At 64.5% G+C, this 16,488-nt stretch carries 17 protein-coding genes; 5 read left to right on the top strand and 12 right to left on the bottom strand.

What is annotated here, in order from left to right:
* Window positions 1–60: 60 nt before the first annotated feature.
* The 3 genes from FEF27_RS03655 to FEF27_RS03665 all read right to left on the bottom strand — a co-directional run bounded on the left by FEF27_RS03655 (window position 61) and on the right by FEF27_RS03665 (window position 1,791).
* Entirely contained in the window at window positions 61–618 is a 558-nt protein-coding gene (locus tag FEF27_RS03655; RefSeq protein WP_138169471.1) for an acyl-CoA thioesterase, read from the bottom strand.
* Window positions 619–679: 61 nt separating this feature from the next.
* A complete protein-coding gene (locus FEF27_RS03660; protein WP_138169472.1) occupies window positions 680–1,609 on the bottom strand; it encodes a DUF4031 domain-containing protein in 930 nt (309 codons plus the stop codon).
* On the bottom strand, window positions 1,606–1,791 hold the full coding sequence (locus tag FEF27_RS03665; protein ID WP_138169473.1) for a hypothetical protein: 186 nt from the start codon (window positions 1,789–1,791) through the stop codon (window positions 1,606–1,608). The genes FEF27_RS03660 and FEF27_RS03665 overlap by 4 nt, the downstream gene beginning before the upstream one ends.
* 47 nt (window positions 1,792–1,838) lie before the next feature.
* On the opposite strand from FEF27_RS03665, the gene FEF27_RS03670 reads away from it, so the two are divergent.
* Entirely contained in the window at window positions 1,839–2,843 is a 1,005-nt protein-coding gene (locus tag FEF27_RS03670; protein ID WP_138169474.1) for an aldo/keto reductase family protein, read from the top strand.
* Window positions 2,844–2,899: 56 nt separating this feature from the next.
* Entirely contained in the window at window positions 2,900–3,925 is a 1,026-nt protein-coding gene (locus FEF27_RS03675) for a hypothetical protein (protein WP_138169475.1), read from the top strand.
* Window positions 3,926–3,947: 22 nt separating this feature from the next.
* On the opposite strand, the gene FEF27_RS03680 is transcribed toward FEF27_RS03675, so the two are convergent.
* The 3 genes from FEF27_RS03680 to FEF27_RS03690 all read right to left on the bottom strand — a co-directional run bounded on the left by FEF27_RS03680 (window position 3,948) and on the right by FEF27_RS03690 (window position 6,845).
* Window positions 3,948–4,715 carry a winged helix-turn-helix transcriptional regulator gene (locus FEF27_RS03680; RefSeq protein ID WP_138169476.1) on the bottom strand — a complete coding sequence of 256 codons (768 nt, stop codon included), beginning with the start codon at window positions 4,713–4,715 and terminating at the stop codon, window positions 3,948–3,950.
* Between the two features lie 124 nt (window positions 4,716–4,839).
* Entirely contained in the window at window positions 4,840–5,949 is a 1,110-nt protein-coding gene (locus FEF27_RS03685; protein WP_138169477.1) for an enoyl-CoA hydratase/isomerase family protein, read from the bottom strand.
* A 50-nt stretch (window positions 5,950–5,999) separates the two neighbouring features.
* Window positions 6,000–6,845 carry an HpcH/HpaI aldolase/citrate lyase family protein gene (locus FEF27_RS03690; RefSeq protein WP_138169478.1) on the bottom strand — a complete coding sequence of 282 codons (846 nt, stop codon included), beginning with the start codon at window positions 6,843–6,845 and terminating at the stop codon, window positions 6,000–6,002.
* 156 nt (window positions 6,846–7,001) lie between these two features.
* Between FEF27_RS03690 and FEF27_RS03695 the strand changes: the two genes are divergently transcribed.
* The gene (locus tag FEF27_RS03695; RefSeq protein WP_138169479.1) at window positions 7,002–7,682 is read left to right on the top strand and encodes a hypothetical protein; all 681 of its coding nucleotides are present in this window, start codon (window positions 7,002–7,004) and stop codon (window positions 7,680–7,682) included.
* A 28-nt stretch (window positions 7,683–7,710) separates the two neighbouring features.
* Here FEF27_RS03695 and FEF27_RS03700 read toward each other — a convergent pair whose 3' ends face one another.
* Genes FEF27_RS03700 through hisC form a run of 4 tightly spaced genes read right to left on the bottom strand, consistent with a single transcriptional unit; the run spans window position 7,711 to window position 12,448 of the window.
* A complete protein-coding gene (locus FEF27_RS03700; RefSeq protein ID WP_138169480.1) occupies window positions 7,711–9,132 on the bottom strand; it encodes a dihydrolipoamide acetyltransferase family protein in 1,422 nt (473 codons plus the stop codon).
* A complete protein-coding gene (locus FEF27_RS03705; RefSeq protein ID WP_138169587.1) occupies window positions 9,132–10,115 on the bottom strand; it encodes an alpha-ketoacid dehydrogenase subunit beta in 984 nt (327 codons plus the stop codon). The genes FEF27_RS03700 and FEF27_RS03705 overlap by 1 nt, the downstream gene beginning before the upstream one ends.
* Before the next feature lie 56 nt (window positions 10,116–10,171).
* Window positions 10,172–11,329 (bottom strand): thiamine pyrophosphate-dependent dehydrogenase E1 component subunit alpha, encoded by a 1,158-nt coding sequence (locus tag FEF27_RS03710; RefSeq protein ID WP_138169481.1) that lies wholly within the window; start codon window positions 11,327–11,329, stop codon window positions 10,172–10,174.
* A 12-nt stretch (window positions 11,330–11,341) separates the two neighbouring features.
* On the bottom strand, window positions 11,342–12,448 hold the full coding sequence (gene hisC, locus FEF27_RS03715; protein ID WP_138169482.1) for a histidinol-phosphate transaminase: 1,107 nt from the start codon (window positions 12,446–12,448) through the stop codon (window positions 11,342–11,344).
* A gap of 35 nt (window positions 12,449–12,483) precedes the next feature.
* On the opposite strand from hisC, the gene FEF27_RS03720 reads away from it, so the two are divergent.
* Window positions 12,484–12,882 carry a phage holin family protein gene (locus FEF27_RS03720; RefSeq protein ID WP_341805660.1) on the top strand — a complete coding sequence of 133 codons (399 nt, stop codon included), beginning with the start codon at window positions 12,484–12,486 and terminating at the stop codon, window positions 12,880–12,882.
* On the opposite strand, the gene FEF27_RS03725 is transcribed toward FEF27_RS03720, so the two are convergent.
* The gene (locus tag FEF27_RS03725; protein WP_138169483.1) at window positions 12,883–14,394 is read right to left on the bottom strand and encodes an alpha/beta family hydrolase; all 1,512 of its coding nucleotides are present in this window, start codon (window positions 14,392–14,394) and stop codon (window positions 12,883–12,885) included. It lies immediately after the preceding gene.
* 35 nt (window positions 14,395–14,429) lie between these two features.
* On the bottom strand, window positions 14,430–14,891 hold the full coding sequence (locus tag FEF27_RS03730; RefSeq protein WP_138169484.1) for a hypothetical protein: 462 nt from the start codon (window positions 14,889–14,891) through the stop codon (window positions 14,430–14,432).
* Window positions 14,892–15,062: 171 nt separating this feature from the next.
* Between FEF27_RS03730 and purB the strand changes: the two genes are divergently transcribed.
* Window positions 15,063–16,478, top strand: coding sequence for an adenylosuccinate lyase (gene purB / locus FEF27_RS03735; RefSeq protein ID WP_138169485.1), 1,416 nt, complete (start codon window positions 15,063–15,065; stop codon window positions 16,476–16,478).
* Window positions 16,479–16,488: the final 10 nt, after the last annotated feature.

The raw sequence follows: 16,488 nt of genomic DNA on the forward strand, positions 1-16,488 counted from the left end.
AGACTAACCACCCCAGGGAGGCACCACCGGGGCGTTCCGCACGTGGCAGGCCAGAGGCCTTCAGAATCCGGTATGCGGTGCCGGTTTGCGAGACGCTGGCAGGGCGAAGGTCCGCCTCCAGGTACGTAGGTCCTCGCCGACCTCGAAGTTTTCCGGCACAGGATGACCCGCCGCACCGGCCATCTGGAGAATCTCAGCGACGGGCACCGGCCCGTCCTTGCCGATCAACCGTCCTGCGATGTGGGCGCGGACGTAGACTTCCCCGTCCACCACCACTCGATGTTCGATGTAGAAGCAACGATCATCGACTCCGATGAATTTGGTGTGGATCTGAAACTTGGTCCAGACATTGACCGACTTGCGGAAGGTGATCTGCTCGGCCTGCACCACCGGGTGCCAGCCGCGCTTCTTGGCCCCTGCCCACAGGCCCGAACGGACCATCATGTCGTAACGGCCCAGATCAAAGAGACTGAAGTATTGACCGTTGTTGATGTGCATCAGGATGTCGACATCGGTGGGCATCGCACGCAGGGTGATCTGCGAGGACTCCCACGGCGTGAGGCGGGAGCGACGGCGTGCCTTGAGCAGGATGAGCAGAGTCCGGAAAATCACATGCATTCAGCTAGGTTACTATGCAGTAGCCCACTTGGGGGTGCGGCACGGCGCATCTGTTCGGTGTCTAGTGCCGGCCTCGCACCTCGAGGTCCTTCAACTCAGCCGAGATGTTTTTCCGCGCCGCGGCGTCCCACTGCAGTTCTCCGGTATGGGTGTGGAACAGGCGCGGGGCCGCCATCAGCGTGCGCAGCACCGCCGCCCGCCCCCGGATGAAGTCCTGCTCACCCACGTGGGCGTAGTCAGCGCGCACCTGTGCGGCATAGCGGAGGTACTCATGGGCCGGGCGAGCCAGAACTTCGAGATCAGCATCGGTCAGCACTGCTCCGGCAGCGTCGCCCTCCCAGGGTGAATGGGTGGCCGTGCCGCGGACCAGCCTGGCCACCTCTTCGACCTCGTCGTCAGGAAGCAGACCATCGAGCTGCTGCTGGGCCAGGTGAGCTGACTGCTGCTCATCCTGGCCGGCGTTGCCTGCATACACTGCGTCATGAAACCAGGCGGCCAGGGCGACTGGCCGGTACGGGGCACCGCGCAGCTCCCCGGCCTGGGCCAGCGCATGCGAGACGCGGAGCACGGAGAGCAGGTGAGGCAGCGCGTGATAGTGCCGGTGCGGCTCACTCCAGCGTTGTACCAAGTCCTGGCCCACAGCCTCCCACGCGTCACCGGCGGCGTCGTTCCTTCCAGGACCTGCCATGGCCCGCCACCGGCGCAGCAGACTGCCGCGCAGCTTCTCCGGACGGTCCCGCGCCTTCACCCGCAGTCCGGAAGCCGCAAGGATGCGTGCCACATCATGGCCGCTGACCGGCACTGCCCCCTGCCGCACGAGGTCCTGGACCCGTTGGGCAGGCACGTCATAGTGATCGCGGTCGAAGGCCCGCGCCCTGATGCCGGCGCCGCGAGCGAAGGCGTGCAGCTCCTCCAAGGACTCGTCAGAGATCACGTGGGAAAAAACTGTCCCATGCGCCGGCCAGACCGGAGGGTCGATGTAGATGGTCATGGATCCCGACTATAGGCGGCGGAAGCGTCCCAGAGCTGGCGGTAGGCAAGAATGCGCTCCACGTCAGGCGCGGTCCCGCAGGTGTCGAAACACAACTCATCGTCACTGCGCCCGAAGTTCATGTCACCGTGGCAGACCACGAGCTGATCGGACTCGAGCAGGGCCGTAGCCGCAGCGCCCATTCCTGAAGTCTATGGCTCAGAGCTGGCCGCACCGATAGGGTGAAATCATGGAATTTCGATACTTGGGCCACAGCGGACTGAAGATTTCTGAGATCACCTACGGCAACTGGCTGACCCACGGGTCCCAGATTGAGAATGACGTGGCCACCGAGTGTGTGCACGCTGCTCTGGATGTGGGTGTGACGACTTTCGACACCGCAGATGTGTACGCGAACACCGTGGCCGAGCAGGTCCTCGGTGACGCGCTGCGCGGGCAGCGGCGCGAATCCCTGGAAATCTTCACCAAGGTCTACTTCCCCACCGGCCCCAAAGGCCCCAACGACACCGGCCTGTCCCGCAAACACATCATGGAGTCCATCAACGGCTCCCTGGAGCGGTTGGGGACTGACTATGTGGATCTCTACCAGGCGCACCGCTTTGACTACGAGACGCCGCTGGAAGAGACGATGCAGGCTTTTGCCGATGTGGTGCGGTCCGGGAAGGCGCTCTACATCGGGGTCTCTGAATGGACCGCCGAACAGTTGCGCGCCGGGCATGCACTGGCCAAGGAGCTGGGATTCCAACTGATTTCCAACCAGCCCCAGTACAACATGCTGTGGCGGGTCATCGAGTCCGAGGTTGTTCCAGCCTCTGAGGAGCTGGGCATCAGTCAGATCGTCTGGTCGCCCATCGCCCAAGGAGTCCTGACCGGCAAGTATGTGCCCGGTCAGCCGTTCCCCGAGGGCTCCCGAGCCTCCGACGCCGACGGGGGCGCGAAGTTCATTGAACGGTACCTGAATGAGGACATCCTCGAGGCGGTGCAGAAGCTGCAGCCTATCGCCCAAGACCACGGGCTGACTCTCGCCCAGTTGGCCATTGCCTGGGTCCTGCAGAACCCGAATGTGGCCTCAGCCTTGGTCGGCGCCTCGCGGCCTGACCAAATCGCCTCCAATGTGGCCGCAGCAGGGGTGCAGCTCGAATCAGCCGCTATGGAGTCCATCGACGCCGTCATTGGGCACTTGGCACAGGATGACCCAGCTCTGACCACCTCGCCTGAGCGCCGCCTGACCTAGCCAGCCGGAGAGCCCGCTGACCTGGGCGCAAGGGCACATGCCCTACACTTGGCTCTGTGCTTTCCGGATCGGCAGGGGGACTCCCCAGGTTTCCTATGCGCATTATTGCCGCCCTCGCTCTGGCTTCTGGGCTGATGCTCAGCTCGGTCGGCGTCGCCCCCGCCACAGCGGAGCCTGAGGAAACGCAGAGCCCGGCCGACGAGACCGACACTCCGAGCCCCAGACCCAGCCCCAGCCCCACCGAGACCGAGACTGACGCCGATCCCACTTCAGAACCCACAGAGGGAACAGAGGACGACGACGTCGAGGACGAGGAGACCGACCAGCAGGACGTCCGGCAGCAGGAGACCGACGAGGAGGAGGACCGGGAAGGCGAGGAGGACGCCACGGCACCTTCCCCTGAACACGTCCGCGTGGAGTGCACCAACGTCACCATTGAGGCCGGCCAAGAGGTGAGCATCAACTGCCACACCACCCCCGCCGGTGCCACGCTCTCGGTCGGCGCGCCCTCTCAGCTTGGCGGGTCAATCACGGTGGAGGGCAGCCAACTGCTCTACAGGGCCCCTATTGACAGGAACGGCACCGACACGCTCACCGTGGTCGCCAGTGCCCTGGACTATGAAGACGGCACGACGCGGCTCACTGTTAATGTCGAAGTGCCTCAGGAGGTCACGGAGTCAGCAACACCGGAAGACCCAGACCCACCCGCTGCCCCCGCAACGACTCCTCCCCCGGAAGGAGCGGAGGATAACACCGGAGCTCAGACTCCCGACACTCTTCCCTCGGACCCCAGCGTCCCAGTCTCGTCGCCGCCGCCGAGCCATACTCGGCAGACGCAGGAGCCGGCAGACCTCCTGCTGCTGCCGGTGCCCGGGATGCCCCGTGAGCCGGAAATGACGATGCCCGGCACCAGTCATCACACTGGCAACCAAACCTCACATGAAGATGCTGGTGAAAACCGATATGACTCCTTGGCCATGACGGGGGCCGGTGCCACCTTCGGCGCAGCAGGTCTGGCGGCGCTGAGCCTCGCCCTGGGCACCGGTATGTTGGTCACCTCTCGCCGGATGCGCCAGCGCTGAGCTCTCCGCTGCCGCGGCGTGTTCAGTCTCCAGGCTGGTGCTGGTCCTCCTCCACCCGTGCGGGACGCAGCACATATCCGGCACCGCGGACTGTGTGAATCATGCGCGGCATGCCTGCTTCGATCTTCTTACGCACGTAGCTCACATAGAGCTCGACGATATTGGCCTGGCCGGCAAATTCGTATTCCCACACCTCTTGCAGAATCTGTGATTTCGGCAGGACGGTGCGTGCGTGGCGCATCAGCAGCCGCAGCAGCCGGAATTCGGTGTCGGACAGGTCAATGTCGCGCCCGGCCCGGGTAACGGTGCGGACTGCGGTGTTCAGCTCCAAGTCGCCAACGATGAGCCGCTCACCGTCCCGTTGGGCTGGCAGGCGCCCAGTGAGGAAGTGCAGGCGCCGCAGAGACTCCTCCACGGCGATCGAACCCACCATGTGGTCATCCACCGGTTGGCACAGGCCCAGGATGTCCTCTTGCGGCGCGTCGGCGTCGAACCACGCCAACACCGCGGTCTCCTTACTGCCGGACCGAAGATCATCCACGGCGTCTTCCAATGCCGGTGCTCGCCGCGCGAGCCGAGCGTCGACCACCAGCAGTCTGGGTGCCTCTTCCTGCTGAAGCTGCCGTGCCTCAGCAGCGCTCGCCGACTGCAGCACTTTCACGTCCAGGCTGCGCAACCGTTGGGTCAGCTCATTCCGTGCCGGGGAGGGCCCGCCGAGGATCAGGACTGGGGAACTGATGCGCAGCGGCTGGGCAGAATGAGGCGGAGCGTGCTCGTCCCGGCCTTCCATGCGAGTCCTCCCAGATGCTGGCAGCGTGTGCGCTGCGTGTCGCGAACTGCGGCACGGTCGCTGCACAGATCATATCCAGCTTCTGGTCTGTGCGTCGCCTACTGCTCACCAGACACGCTCCAGGTCACGCTCGGGAGAAGGACAGTTCCCTGGACTCCACCGGAGAGAAATAGCGGTCCACCAACTCCGCACTGACCCCTTCGAGGGTGTCGGGCTGCCAGCTGGGCGAACGGTCCTTGTCGATGAGTTGCGCACGGATTCCTTCACGAAAGTCGTGGGATCGCAGCGCGTGCACCGCAATGGTGTACTCCTGGCTCAGCGCCTCCTCCAACGGCATCTCCCGCGCGGCCCGTATGGCCCGGAAGGCGACGTGGACCATGGTGGGCGACTTGGTCCGCAGTGTGCGCGCGGCCTCGGCGGCTTCGGGCACCCGCTGGCCGATCTCCTCCAATGCGTGCACCACTGCCACGGGGTTGTCCTGTGAATATGCTTGATTCACCCAGTCCGCGTCCTGCAGCCCGGAGCGTTCGGGCTCGCGGACTAACGCCGGCAGGACCTTGTCGACGTGTTCGCCGGTGAGTGCCTGAATCAGATCATCGATGGATTCTGAGCCTATGAAGACGTCGGCCAGCCCCAAATGTATGGCATCAGCGCCGGAGAGGTGGACGCCGGTCACGCCGGCGTGGACGCCCAGCTCACCCGGGGCCCTGCCCAGCAGGTATGTCCCGCCCACGTCGGGGCAGAAACCGATGGTCGTCTCCGGCATGCCGATGCGACTGCGTTCGGTGACGATCCGGTGCGACCCGTGGGCGGAGACGCCCACGCCTCCGCCGAGAACCACACCGTCCATCAGTGCGATGAACGGCTTGGCGTAGGTCGCGATGTAGTGGTTCATGGCGTACTCGGAGGCGAAGAATGCCTCAGCGCGGAAATCTGCCTGATACCCGGGAACGCCCCCGGGCAGCGGCATGCCCCCGTCCTGGGGCTGTTTCTCCACCATTTCCCAGTAGACGCTGGCCACATCCCCACCGGCGCACAGGCCCCGGTCTCCAGCACCGCGGATTACCACCTGGGCGACCGCGTCATCGTCAGCCCAGTCTGCCAACTGCACCCGAATCGACTCACACATCAGGCCCGTGAGAGAGTTCAGGGCTTTGGGCCGGTTCAGCGTGATGATGCCCAAGTGGCCGCGCACCTCGAACGCGACGTCACCGGTAAACGTCTCTTTGCCCATCAGAACCTCCTTGTTCATTGGTCGGACCGCATCCGGGTGATGGATCCGGCTTAGGCGTTCCACAACCCATAGGAATCGGCAAGGGAAGCAATCTTCTGCGCCCGGGCCAGCCGCGGAAGATAGGAGCCGTCCCCGATGGCAGCTCCGCTCTCATGTGCGGCAATGAGTTCCAGTGCCCAGGCGACCTCATCTTCGGAAGGACTCAGCCCCCGGTTGACCAGCTCCACCTGTGCGCGGTTGAGCGAAAGTTTGCCGGTCATGCCCATATCGGCAGTCACTTGGCAGGCCTTTGCAATCGTGGACTCGTCAGCGTTGACCTCGGTGGGCCCGTCTATGGCCCCTGGGAGGCCTCCCACACGTGAGGCGACCACGAGCCGGGATCGCGCGTACGCAAGCGCCATCGGGTCCGCGGAGACCCCCACGTCCTTCCGGAAATCGTTGGTGCCGAACGCCAGCCGGAATGTGCCAGGTGCCGAGGCGATCTGTGCGGCGTTCTCCACCCCCAAAGCTGATTCCACCAGCGCAATGACGGGCGTACCAGCCCGGAGGCGCATGGCGGTGTAGGTGACCTGATCGGGGCGCTCGGTCTCTGCCAGCATCACTCCGCGCAGTCCGTCCGCTTGGGACAAGGCGGCGACGTCGTCCTCCCAGTGCTCGCTGCTGGTAGGGCTGATCCGCACCCAGGCGGTCATCCCACCATTGAGCGCATTCATCACCGACTCGCGCGCAGAAACCTTCAGGTCGTCCGGCACCGACGCTTCGAGGTCAAAGATGACGGAGTCAGCTTCACTGGCCAGTCCGGGGGCGAAGTCCTCCTCCTTGGCAGCGTTGATGAGCAGCCAGGAGCGGGACAGCTTGGCAGGCAGCGCAGCGGCTCGACGGTTCCTGATAGGCATGGTCTCACCCTACCCGAGACGCTTCTGAGAGGGCGGTCTTCGCCGACTCGGCATCACCGCAGATCAGCCCCCTGTGACCCCGCTCCAGGGGGCCCGAACTGGGCCGCGGCCGGGCAAGATTCGGTCCACGGCGGTCCCGAAACGTATCCTAGAGCAATGATTTCTGGGCCTTCCCTGCGCGCGAGAGTCTCCGCGTTCGCTGTTCTGGCGCTCTTCGGCGTTGCCGGATGTGGTGGAGATTCTGACGATGGCGATCCTGAGACCGAGGATGGGCAAGAGGCGGCAGAGGACGATTTCGGGGACGATCCGCTCCCCGAGCCTGAATTCGACGACGATGAGACCGTCGCACTTCCGATCGGGTTGGTCAGCCCCGCTGGGTATGACTGGGAGATCTATGATGCTGACGATCCGGCTCGGCCTGACCAGCCCCATAATCACCAAATCGCCCGCACGGAGATGTTCGGCTGTGAGAATTACATCTCGGTGATGCGCACGGTGCCCATGGTCACCGACGATCCCACCACCTCAGCGTTGGAGTACCTGTCATCCATGGACACCTCGCAGCACGGCGACCCGGCATTTCTGAACCCATTGGCCTCCTCCGGGTTGGACGTCGCCGGTGCCGAGTACGACGGCGAGAGGGTCACGGTGCATATGACCGGCACACCGGGAAGCACTGACGTATGCCAGTCCTGGCAGCTGCTGCGGCAGATTGAGACCACCGCCCGCGCGGCTACCGGCGCCCGCGAAGCTGAGGTCCTCGTGGACGAGGTGCCGCTTTCCGCACAGCTGGGCTTAGAGGACCGGGGTCCGGTGACCATTCACACTTTGGATTAGGTCCCCGGGTTCCGCTGGAGCACCAGCCTCAGCTGATCAGCAGGCCCGGCTGCTCCATAATGGTGGCTACGTCTGAGATGAAGGCGCCGGCCAGGTCGCCGTCAATGAGCCGATGATCGAAGGACCCGCCGATGGTCATCACCTGCCGGGGGACAATGTTCCCGTCCACTATCCACGGTTTCGTGCGTACTGCCCCGAGCACCACTATGGTGGCCTGCCCCGGTGGGAGTATCGGGGTGCCGAAGTCCAGCCCGAGGGAGCCGATATTGGTGATGGAGATGGTCCCGCCCTGCATCTGCGCAGGTGTCGTCTTGCCCTCCCGGGCGTCGGCGGTCAGCGCCGTGATCGCCGCAGCGAGCCCCTGCAGAGTGTAGGCATGGGCGTCATGGATGACCGGTACCACCAGACCCCGGGGCGTCGCCGCGGCGATGCCGAGGTTGACATAGTTGCACAGCGTGTAGTGAGAACCGTGCCACGTCGCATTGACCTGCCGGTTCCGTTTGGCGGCCCAGATAATGGCTTGGGCGGCAAACAGCATCGGCGACACGTTCAGCTGCTGATACGAGGCATCGCTGCGCAGCGCTGAGCGCAACTCCATGGTGCGGGTGACGTCGACTTCTTTGAATACCGAGACGTGCGGGACCTCTGAGGCTGAGGCCGAGACGTTTAGCGCCGTGGCTTTCCGCACGCCACGGACCCGGACCTGCTCTTCGCGCGGGCCCGCGGAGAGCGTGGTGTCCACGGTCTCGGACCCGGCAGCCGCGCCCTGCTGAGCCTGAGCTTCGACGTCCTGGCGGGTGACCCGCCCGGCTGGCCCGGTTCCAACCAGTTCCGCGACGTCGAGGCCGAACCGTTTGGCCAGGGCCCGCACTGGCGGCGTAGCGGAACGCACCACATCTGCCGCAGCGCCCCCGGCGGGGCCCGAAGGTGTCCGCCCCGGGACCGGAGAACGCTGGCTGCCGGCGGGAACGTCAAGATCAGAGATATCGACAAGGTCCAGCTCGGCTGGACGGGTCCGCGGCCGTGCCTTGGGGGCATCTGCCTTCGGTCCGGACCCGACCAAGGCTTGATTCTGCTCCTCACTGACATCGTCTGTGGTCTTCTGCTCCGCCTCGGACGCACCCGTACTGGGTGCCTCGGCACCCGCGGCGCCGTTGTCAGGCGCCTGTGCCTGTGGTTCGGTGGGACGCTGCGGCTCATCTGCTGCGGCACCCTCGGCGCTGATACGGATCAGCGGCTGGCCAACTTCGATGGTTTCGCCCTCACCGGCCACGAGCTCCTCGACGGTGCCGGCGAAGGGCACAGGCAGCTCCACCAATGACTTGGCGGTCTCGATCTCACAGATCACGTCATTGACCTCGACGGAGTCACCCTTGGCCACATGCCACGAGACAATTTCGGCTTCGGTGAGGCCCTCTCCCACATCCGGGAGGTTGAAGGTTTGGCTCATCAGTGACCCCCTTCGCGTGCGTAGACGAAACTGCGCTCCACCGCTTCGAGCATTCGATCGATGTCAGGCAGATACCGTTGCTCCTGTCCGGAGGGCGGGTACGGCATGTGGAAACCGCCGACCCGAAGGACTGGGGCGGCGAGCCGGTGATAAGCGCGTTCCGAGACACGGGCTGCGATCTCAGCGCCGAAGCCACCGAACGTGGGCGCTTCGTGAGCGACGACGAGCCGCTGCGTCTTCGCAGCCGAACGTGCGATGGTCTCGTCGTCAAGGGGACTGATCGAGCGAACGTCGATCACTTCCACACTGCGGCCCTGCCCTGCGGCCACCTCAGCAGCTGCTAAGGCAACCGGCACCAGAGGCCCATAGGTGGCGAGTGTGACATCGGTGCCCTTGCGCAGCACTTGGGCGGTGAAAGCGTCGGGAGCTGGGGTGTCGAGGTCCACTGCACCCTTGAGCCAGTACCGGCGTTTGGGCTCCAACACGATCACCGGATCAGTACTCTTGATCGCCTGGCGGGTCATCCAGTACGCGTCGTGGGGGTTCGACGGCGCGATGATACGCAGCCCGGCGGTGTGGGCGAATAAGGCTTCCGGGGACTCGGAATGGTGTTCGATCGACCCAATATGCCCGCCATAGGGCATACGGATAGTCACTGGCACGGTCACCGCACCGTTGGTGCGGTTATGCACTTTCGCCAGCTGGGTGGTGATCTGGTTGAACGCTGGGAACACGAAACCGTCGAACTGGATTTCGGCGACAGGGCGGTACCCGCGCATGGCCAGACCGATGCAGGATCCGATGATTCCCGACTCTGCCAAGGGGGAGTCGATGACGCGATCTGTGCCGAACTGGGACTGCAGCTTGTCGGTGACTCGGAAGACCCCTCCCAGGGCGCCGATGTCCTCTCCGATGAGCACCGTCTTGGGGTCGGCGGCGAGCTCGTCGGCCAATGCGCGGTTGATCGCTTTGGCCAGCGGCATAGTAGTGGGTGTCGACACAGCTTCCTTCTCTTGGGCGTCGACAGCTGCTTCGGCGCTCACTTATCGCTCACCTGTCCCTCCTCGGCGAACCCGGCTTCATAGTCCTTCAGCCACGCTTTCTCCACCTCGACTTGCCGGTGCGGTTCGGCGTAGACGGTGTCGAAGATTCGCTCAAGAGGAATCGGCTCCAGGGAGTGCACCGCTGCGCGCAGGTCTTTGGCGAGCGCGGCGGCCTCCTGATCCACCTGCTCGGTGGCCTCGGCTGTCAGAATCGACTGGGCCTCCAGCCAGGTGCGGTAACGCAGAATGGGGTCGCGCCGCTTCCACGCCTCCAGCTCCTCCTGAGTGCGGTACTTTGTGGGGTCGTCAGCGGTGGTGTGCGCACCTATCCGGTAGGTGACGGCCTCCACGAGCTTCGGGCCGGCCCCTGCCCGGATCTGCTCTGCCATGTACTGCGTGACCGCGTATGTGGCCAGTACGTCATTGCCGTCCACCCGCAGACCTTCAAATCCGTACCCAGCGGCTCGGTGCGCCAGTGGCACTCGGGACTGAGTGTGCTGCGGCACCGAGATCGCCCACTGGTTGTTCTGGATGAAGTACAGCACCGGCAGCTCATAGGAGCTGGCGAAGACCATGGATTCGTGCGCATCACCTTGGCTGGTGGCACCATCGCCCAGGCACGCCACAACCAGCTCATCCTCGGCACGCCCTTCATCCAGTGCTCCGGTCGCCAGATCCTGCTTGATGCCCATCGCCCAGCCCACGGCGTGCATCACCTGCGAGGCCAGCACTACCGAATAGCCGTTGAAGTTGTATTTGTGCGGGTCCCAGCCGGTGTGCGTGGCCGCACGGAACATGCCCATCAGCTCTTCGGGCTTGACACCCCGGTACAGCGCCATGGCGTGTTCACGGTACGTCGGGAAGACCCGGTCGGTGGGCTGCAGAGCAGCGATCACCCCTGTCTGCGCCGCTTCCTGCCCCAACGCCGGCACCCACAGCGCCAGCATTCCCTGTCGCTGAAGTGACGTTGCCTCGGTGTCGAACCGGCGCTCCAGCACCATGTGCCGGTACAGCTCACGCAGGGTCTCATCGTCGAGTCCCTCGATGTATCGGCTGAAGGTCGGGTGCTCGGTGAACGTCCCGTCCTCAGCAAGCAGCTGCACCGGGACAGGATCTGCCAAGTCAGCGCCCCTCATGTGATCCACGTCTCCCATGGGCACATTGTTTCAGGAGACCCCTGGCCCGCCGCTGTAGGTTCTGCACAACTCGATGAAACGGTCATTGGCCTCCGGCTCTCCGATCGTGACACGGACTCCTTCACCGTCGAAGGGACGGACCGCAAGGGCTTGCGCGCCGGCTGCCTGGGCGAAGTCAACAGCCCCGGCGCCCAGCGGCAGCCAGACAAAATTGGCCTGAGTCTCAGGGATGGCCCACCCTGCTTGGCTCAGAGCGGCAACGACCCGCTCCCGCTCCTGGACAATGCTCTCCACCCGTTGGTTGACCTCGTCGAGATGCTCCAAGGAAGCGATGGCCGCGGCTTCAGCGACAGCGCTGACGGCAAAGGGCACTGCCACCTTACGCAGGTGCTCGGTGACGGCCGGCTGACCGATGGCATACCCCACTCGGAGTCCGGCCAGCCCGTGAGCTTTGGAGAAAGTGCGCAGGACCACCACATTGGGATGTTCGCGGTAGAGGGCGAGCGCGTCCACCGGGTCGTCGGACCGGACGAATTCGAGGTACGCCTCGTCGATGACCACCACCACGTGGGATGGGACGGTGGCGAGGAAGTCAGTGACTTCCTGGTGGCTCAGTGCCGGCCCGGTGGGGTTATTGGGAGTACAAAGAAGGATGACGCGGGTCCGGTCGGATATCGCCGCTGTCATGGCCTCCAGATTGTGGCGACCATCGTCCATCACCGGGACGGGGACGTCTTGGGCCCCAGCTGTGCGCACCACTATCGGGTAGGCCTCGAAGGAGCGCCATGCGTAGATGACCTCATCCTGCTGGCCGTCGCTGCCGGTACCGGCGAAGGCGCTGATGAGCTGGGTCAGCGCGCCCAGGCTTCCGGCCCCGGTGACGATGTCCTCGAAGGGTACCGCCAGATGCTCCGCCAGGGCTGCACGCAGCTGCTCCGCTCCCGGGTTGGGGTAGCGGTGCAGGGTGGTGACATCACGAACAGCCTGAGCTGCGGCCGGGGCGGGACCCCAGGGATTCTCGTTCGACGAGAGCTTGTAGGGAGTGTAGCCCTCCGCTGCTTTGGGCGGTTTTCCTGCGCTGTAAGCGGGAAGTGCGGCGACCGCCTCGCGCGGCGATACGGGGGATGTGGTGTGCACGGGGAAATTCCTTGCTGTCCTGTGGCCATGAGAAGATGCGTTCTGTGAGAATCCTACTGGCGATTTTGCTCAATGCGCTGGCACTGGCCGCTGCCGCTGTGCTCGTTCCCGGGATCCGACTCGAGGGGTGGGGCCCGGGGCTGATCGACACCGTGCTGGCCTACGGCATTGTGGGGGCGGTCTTCGGCGTGGTGAATGTGGTCATCAAGCCGATCGTCACCACTCTGTCGCTGCCCATTACGTGTCTGACCCTGGGCTTGTTCGCCATTGTGATCAATGGGCTGATGCTGATGCTCACCGCGTGGCTGACCACCTTCACTCCCGTGGCGTTCGTGGTGGAGAGCTTCTTCTGGGACGCGGTGTTGGGTGCGATTGTGGTGGCGGTGGTCTCGGCGCTGCTGAACCAGTTCGTGGTTTCGCCCCAGCGGGCCTAGTCATTCCTGGGGCAGCCGACGCAGCTGGTCCGCGCCCTCCCGCAGGGCTTCGTTGAGATAGTCGAGGTCGTCGAGACCCTCCGCCTCCCACGGCAACAGGTGCTCCGGGGTGTCCATAGCCTGCCAGTGTGAGTCGAAGACGTGGGTCTCGATCTCTGCGTCAAACATCAGTTGGGCTCGAAATTCGTCCATGTGCTGCTGCTGCGCGGGCTCCAGCCATGCGGAGTTTTGGTGCTCCATCAGCTTGATGGCCTCTAGATTGTGCTCCCAGGTGTGCGCGGATCCGGCGATCGACTCCACAGTGCTGTCCGGGTTCTGGTGACTGTATTCGATCACCATCCGCTCTGCGGAGAGTTCATGCCGGTCACCGGTGATGTGCGGGACCGGGTCGCGGGCGTCCTCCAAGTGGGTGACCTTGACGCCCGTCCGGGTAGGCCCGCTGGTGGCTGGGCTGCCGACCGTGGTCACCGCACGCAGCGCATACTGCTGGTGGAACTCTTTGCTCTTCGCCATATTGGTCGCATGCAGACCGCCGAGGCTGAAGCCTGTCATGAAGACCTCCGCACCCTCAGGTGCCCCGACTTCAGTGAGGGCGTCAGTCACCGCGCTGGTCATATGCACGGAGTCATTGGTCAGGCCATCAATGAGGCTCAAGGGGCTGCGCCCGTGACCGGTGGCGAGGCCGTCGACCTTCAGTCCCGGAAGGTGGACAGCGTAGGCGGGCTCCATGTTCGGCCGCGGAATGACGGAGACGGCAATATCTCCATGCTCACTCGAGCCGCCGACCGACTCCAGGTAACCCGCCAGCGTGCCGTCGGGCTGGTGGCGGAACGTATGGGTGGCATCAGCGGTGAGTACGTGTTCATTGCGCCCCATCAGTGCAGGCATCAGCCCGGCGTGGTTTTCCACCGCGATGACCGTGCTCAGCAGCACCTCCAGTGTGGGGTACTTTCGCAGCAGCAGATCAGCACCCCGGCCTCCTCCGGAGACCAGCGCGGTGGCGAACCAGTCATAGGTGAAGCTCCGGTCACCCTCTGGATGCGCCAGGTGCTCTAACGCGATACTTCCTTCGATCCCCCGAACCCCCAGGTGGAACCATTGGTGGACGCTGACCTCCGCCTCCCGGTAGGACTGGTGGGCGTGTTCGATCCCGTCGACTCCCTCCCGGAGAAGCAGCTCGGTGGCCGCAGTGGAAAACACCAGCCTGCCCAGGCGTGCGTGCCACCCGGGGACCTTCCAGTGCAGGTGGGCGAACCCGCTGCCGGAAAAGTCCTCATAGACACCGATGGTCTTCCGGCGCAGCTCGGTGAAGGACTGTCCGGCCTGCTGAATGTGAGCCGAGGAAGCCCGCAGGGATTCCCATTCAAGGTTGATCCGTGTGGGACCTCCGGAGGTATGGACGCGGAAGGGCGGTGTGCGCGGCCCGTGTTCGGCGGAGTGCTGCAGCACGGAGGCGTTATTGCCGTGGACCCCACCCACCACGGGGAGGTCACCTATCGTGTTCAGTGGCATGAGCGGCCACCCGGGCTCGTCGACGGTCTCACGGCTCAGCGCAGCATCTGCTCCAGCACAGTGGGGATCCCGCCGTGCCGATCAATGAATTCCGTGAATCGCGCAGCACTGCTGCTCAGGGCCTCCGTTGAATCCCGCCAAAGCCCCTCGACCCAATCGCCAGCAGCCTCCAGTCCGGCAGGGACGCCGTTGGTCAGACTGAGCAGTGATCCCAAATAGCGAGCTTGCTGGGCGTAGGAGCGAAGGTCAGCGGCGATGCCATCGGCCTCCGCGGCCAGAGCAGCCACTTCAGTCATCATCAGTTCTGCCGGGGCCCGCAGCAGGGCGAGCACTGAACGGTAGGCGTCGCTGGTCATGGAGTCCCAATTGACCTCTTTCGCCGCGTCGAGCTCGGCCAAGTAGTCGGGAAGCCGAGCAAGCACGGCGCGAAGCTGCCCTGCCGCAGCCTCGTAGCCCTCTGCCGCCCGGTCCAGCTCTGCCGGGACACTTGTGATCATCGGTGCCTCCCTCGGTGCTGATCTGGGGCCTGCTGGCCCAATGAGTGCTCAAGGTGAGCCTAGGAAGGGCCGCGGCGCCTCGCGGCGTCGTCAACGCATCTGAGAGTCGCACGGCGCGCCGAGCCTGCGCTTGGGACCCTGGGGATAACGCCGGACTTCAGCCGTGGAAGAATGACGCCTATGACCCGTGTTTCTCTTGCTGCTGCTGAACCTGTCATCGCCCTCGGCCCCTTGGACGGGCGCTACCGGCCAGCCACCTCCGGACTCGTGGACCACCTCTCCGAGGCGGCACTGAACCGAAACCGGATTCACGTAGAGGTGGAGTGGTTCATTCACCTGTGTCAGCAGCAGGTCCTGCCAGGTCTGCCCGCGCTGACCGCTGAGCAGCTCACCCAGCTGCGCCAGATGGTCGAGACCTTCGGCCCGGAGGAAGTCGCGGAACTGGCCAGCATTGAGGCCCAGACGGTCCACGATGTCAAGGCAGTCGAGTACTTCATCGTGCGCCGTCTGGACAGCTTGGGGCTGGGCAATCTGGCGCCTGTGGTGCACTTCGCATGCACCTCGGAGGACATCAACAACCTGGCCTACGCGGTGGGCATCCGCGACGCCGTCACCACTGTGTGGCTTCCTGCAGCCCGGGGGACACTGCGGAAGCTGGAGAGTCTGGTCGACGACGCCGCCACCACCGCGATGCTCTCACGCACACACGGCCAGCCTGCCACCCCCACCACACTGGGCAAGGAGATCGCCGTCTTTGTGCACCGGCTGAAGCGGCAGCTGGATCGAATTGAGCGGCAGGAGTACCTGGGGAAGATCAATGGAGCCACCGGGACCTATGCTGCTCATCTCACGGCCGCCCCGGAGGTCGACTGGCCCCAGGTGGCGAAATCGTTTGTGGAGCACCTTGGGCTGACGTTCAATCCGCTGACCACCCAGATCGAGTCTCACGATTATCAGGCTGAGCTCTATGCGGATGTGGCGCGCTTCAACCGCATCCTGCACGGACTGTGTGTGGATGTCTGGAGCTACATCAGCATCGGATTCTTCCGGCAGATCCCGGTGGCCGGGGCCACCGGCTCCTCCACGATGCCGCATAAGGTGAACCCGATCCGATTCGAAAATGCCGAGGCCAACCTGGAGATCTCCAATGCACTGCTGGATTCGCTTGGAGCCACGCTGGTGGAATCCCGCTGGCAGCGGGATCTGACGGACTCCTCTGGCCAGCGGAACATCGGCACTGCCCTGGGGCACTCGGTGCTTGCGCTGAGCAATGTCTCTAAAGGCCTGGGCCAGCTCGACGTCGCCGAAGACGTCATTGCCGCTGACCTGGACGCGAACTGGGAGGTCCTCGGCGAAGCGATCCAAACGGTGATGCGCGCTGAGGCTGTCGCGGGGGTGCCCGGAATGGACAATCCATATGAGCGGCTGAAGGAGCTGACCCGCGGCCGCCGGGTGGATGCACAGAAGCTCAAAGAGTTCGTCTCCGGGCTGGGCCTGTCGGCCCAGGCTGAGCAGCGGCTGAAGAACCTCACCCCCGCGGACTACACCGGCCTCGCGGCTGATCTGGCGCAGCAGCACCGGGGATGAGCCAGAGCCT

The organism is Nesterenkonia sphaerica, assembly GCF_005771565.1.
Taxonomy (GTDB): domain Bacteria; phylum Actinomycetota; class Actinomycetes; order Actinomycetales; family Micrococcaceae; genus Nesterenkonia; species Nesterenkonia sphaerica.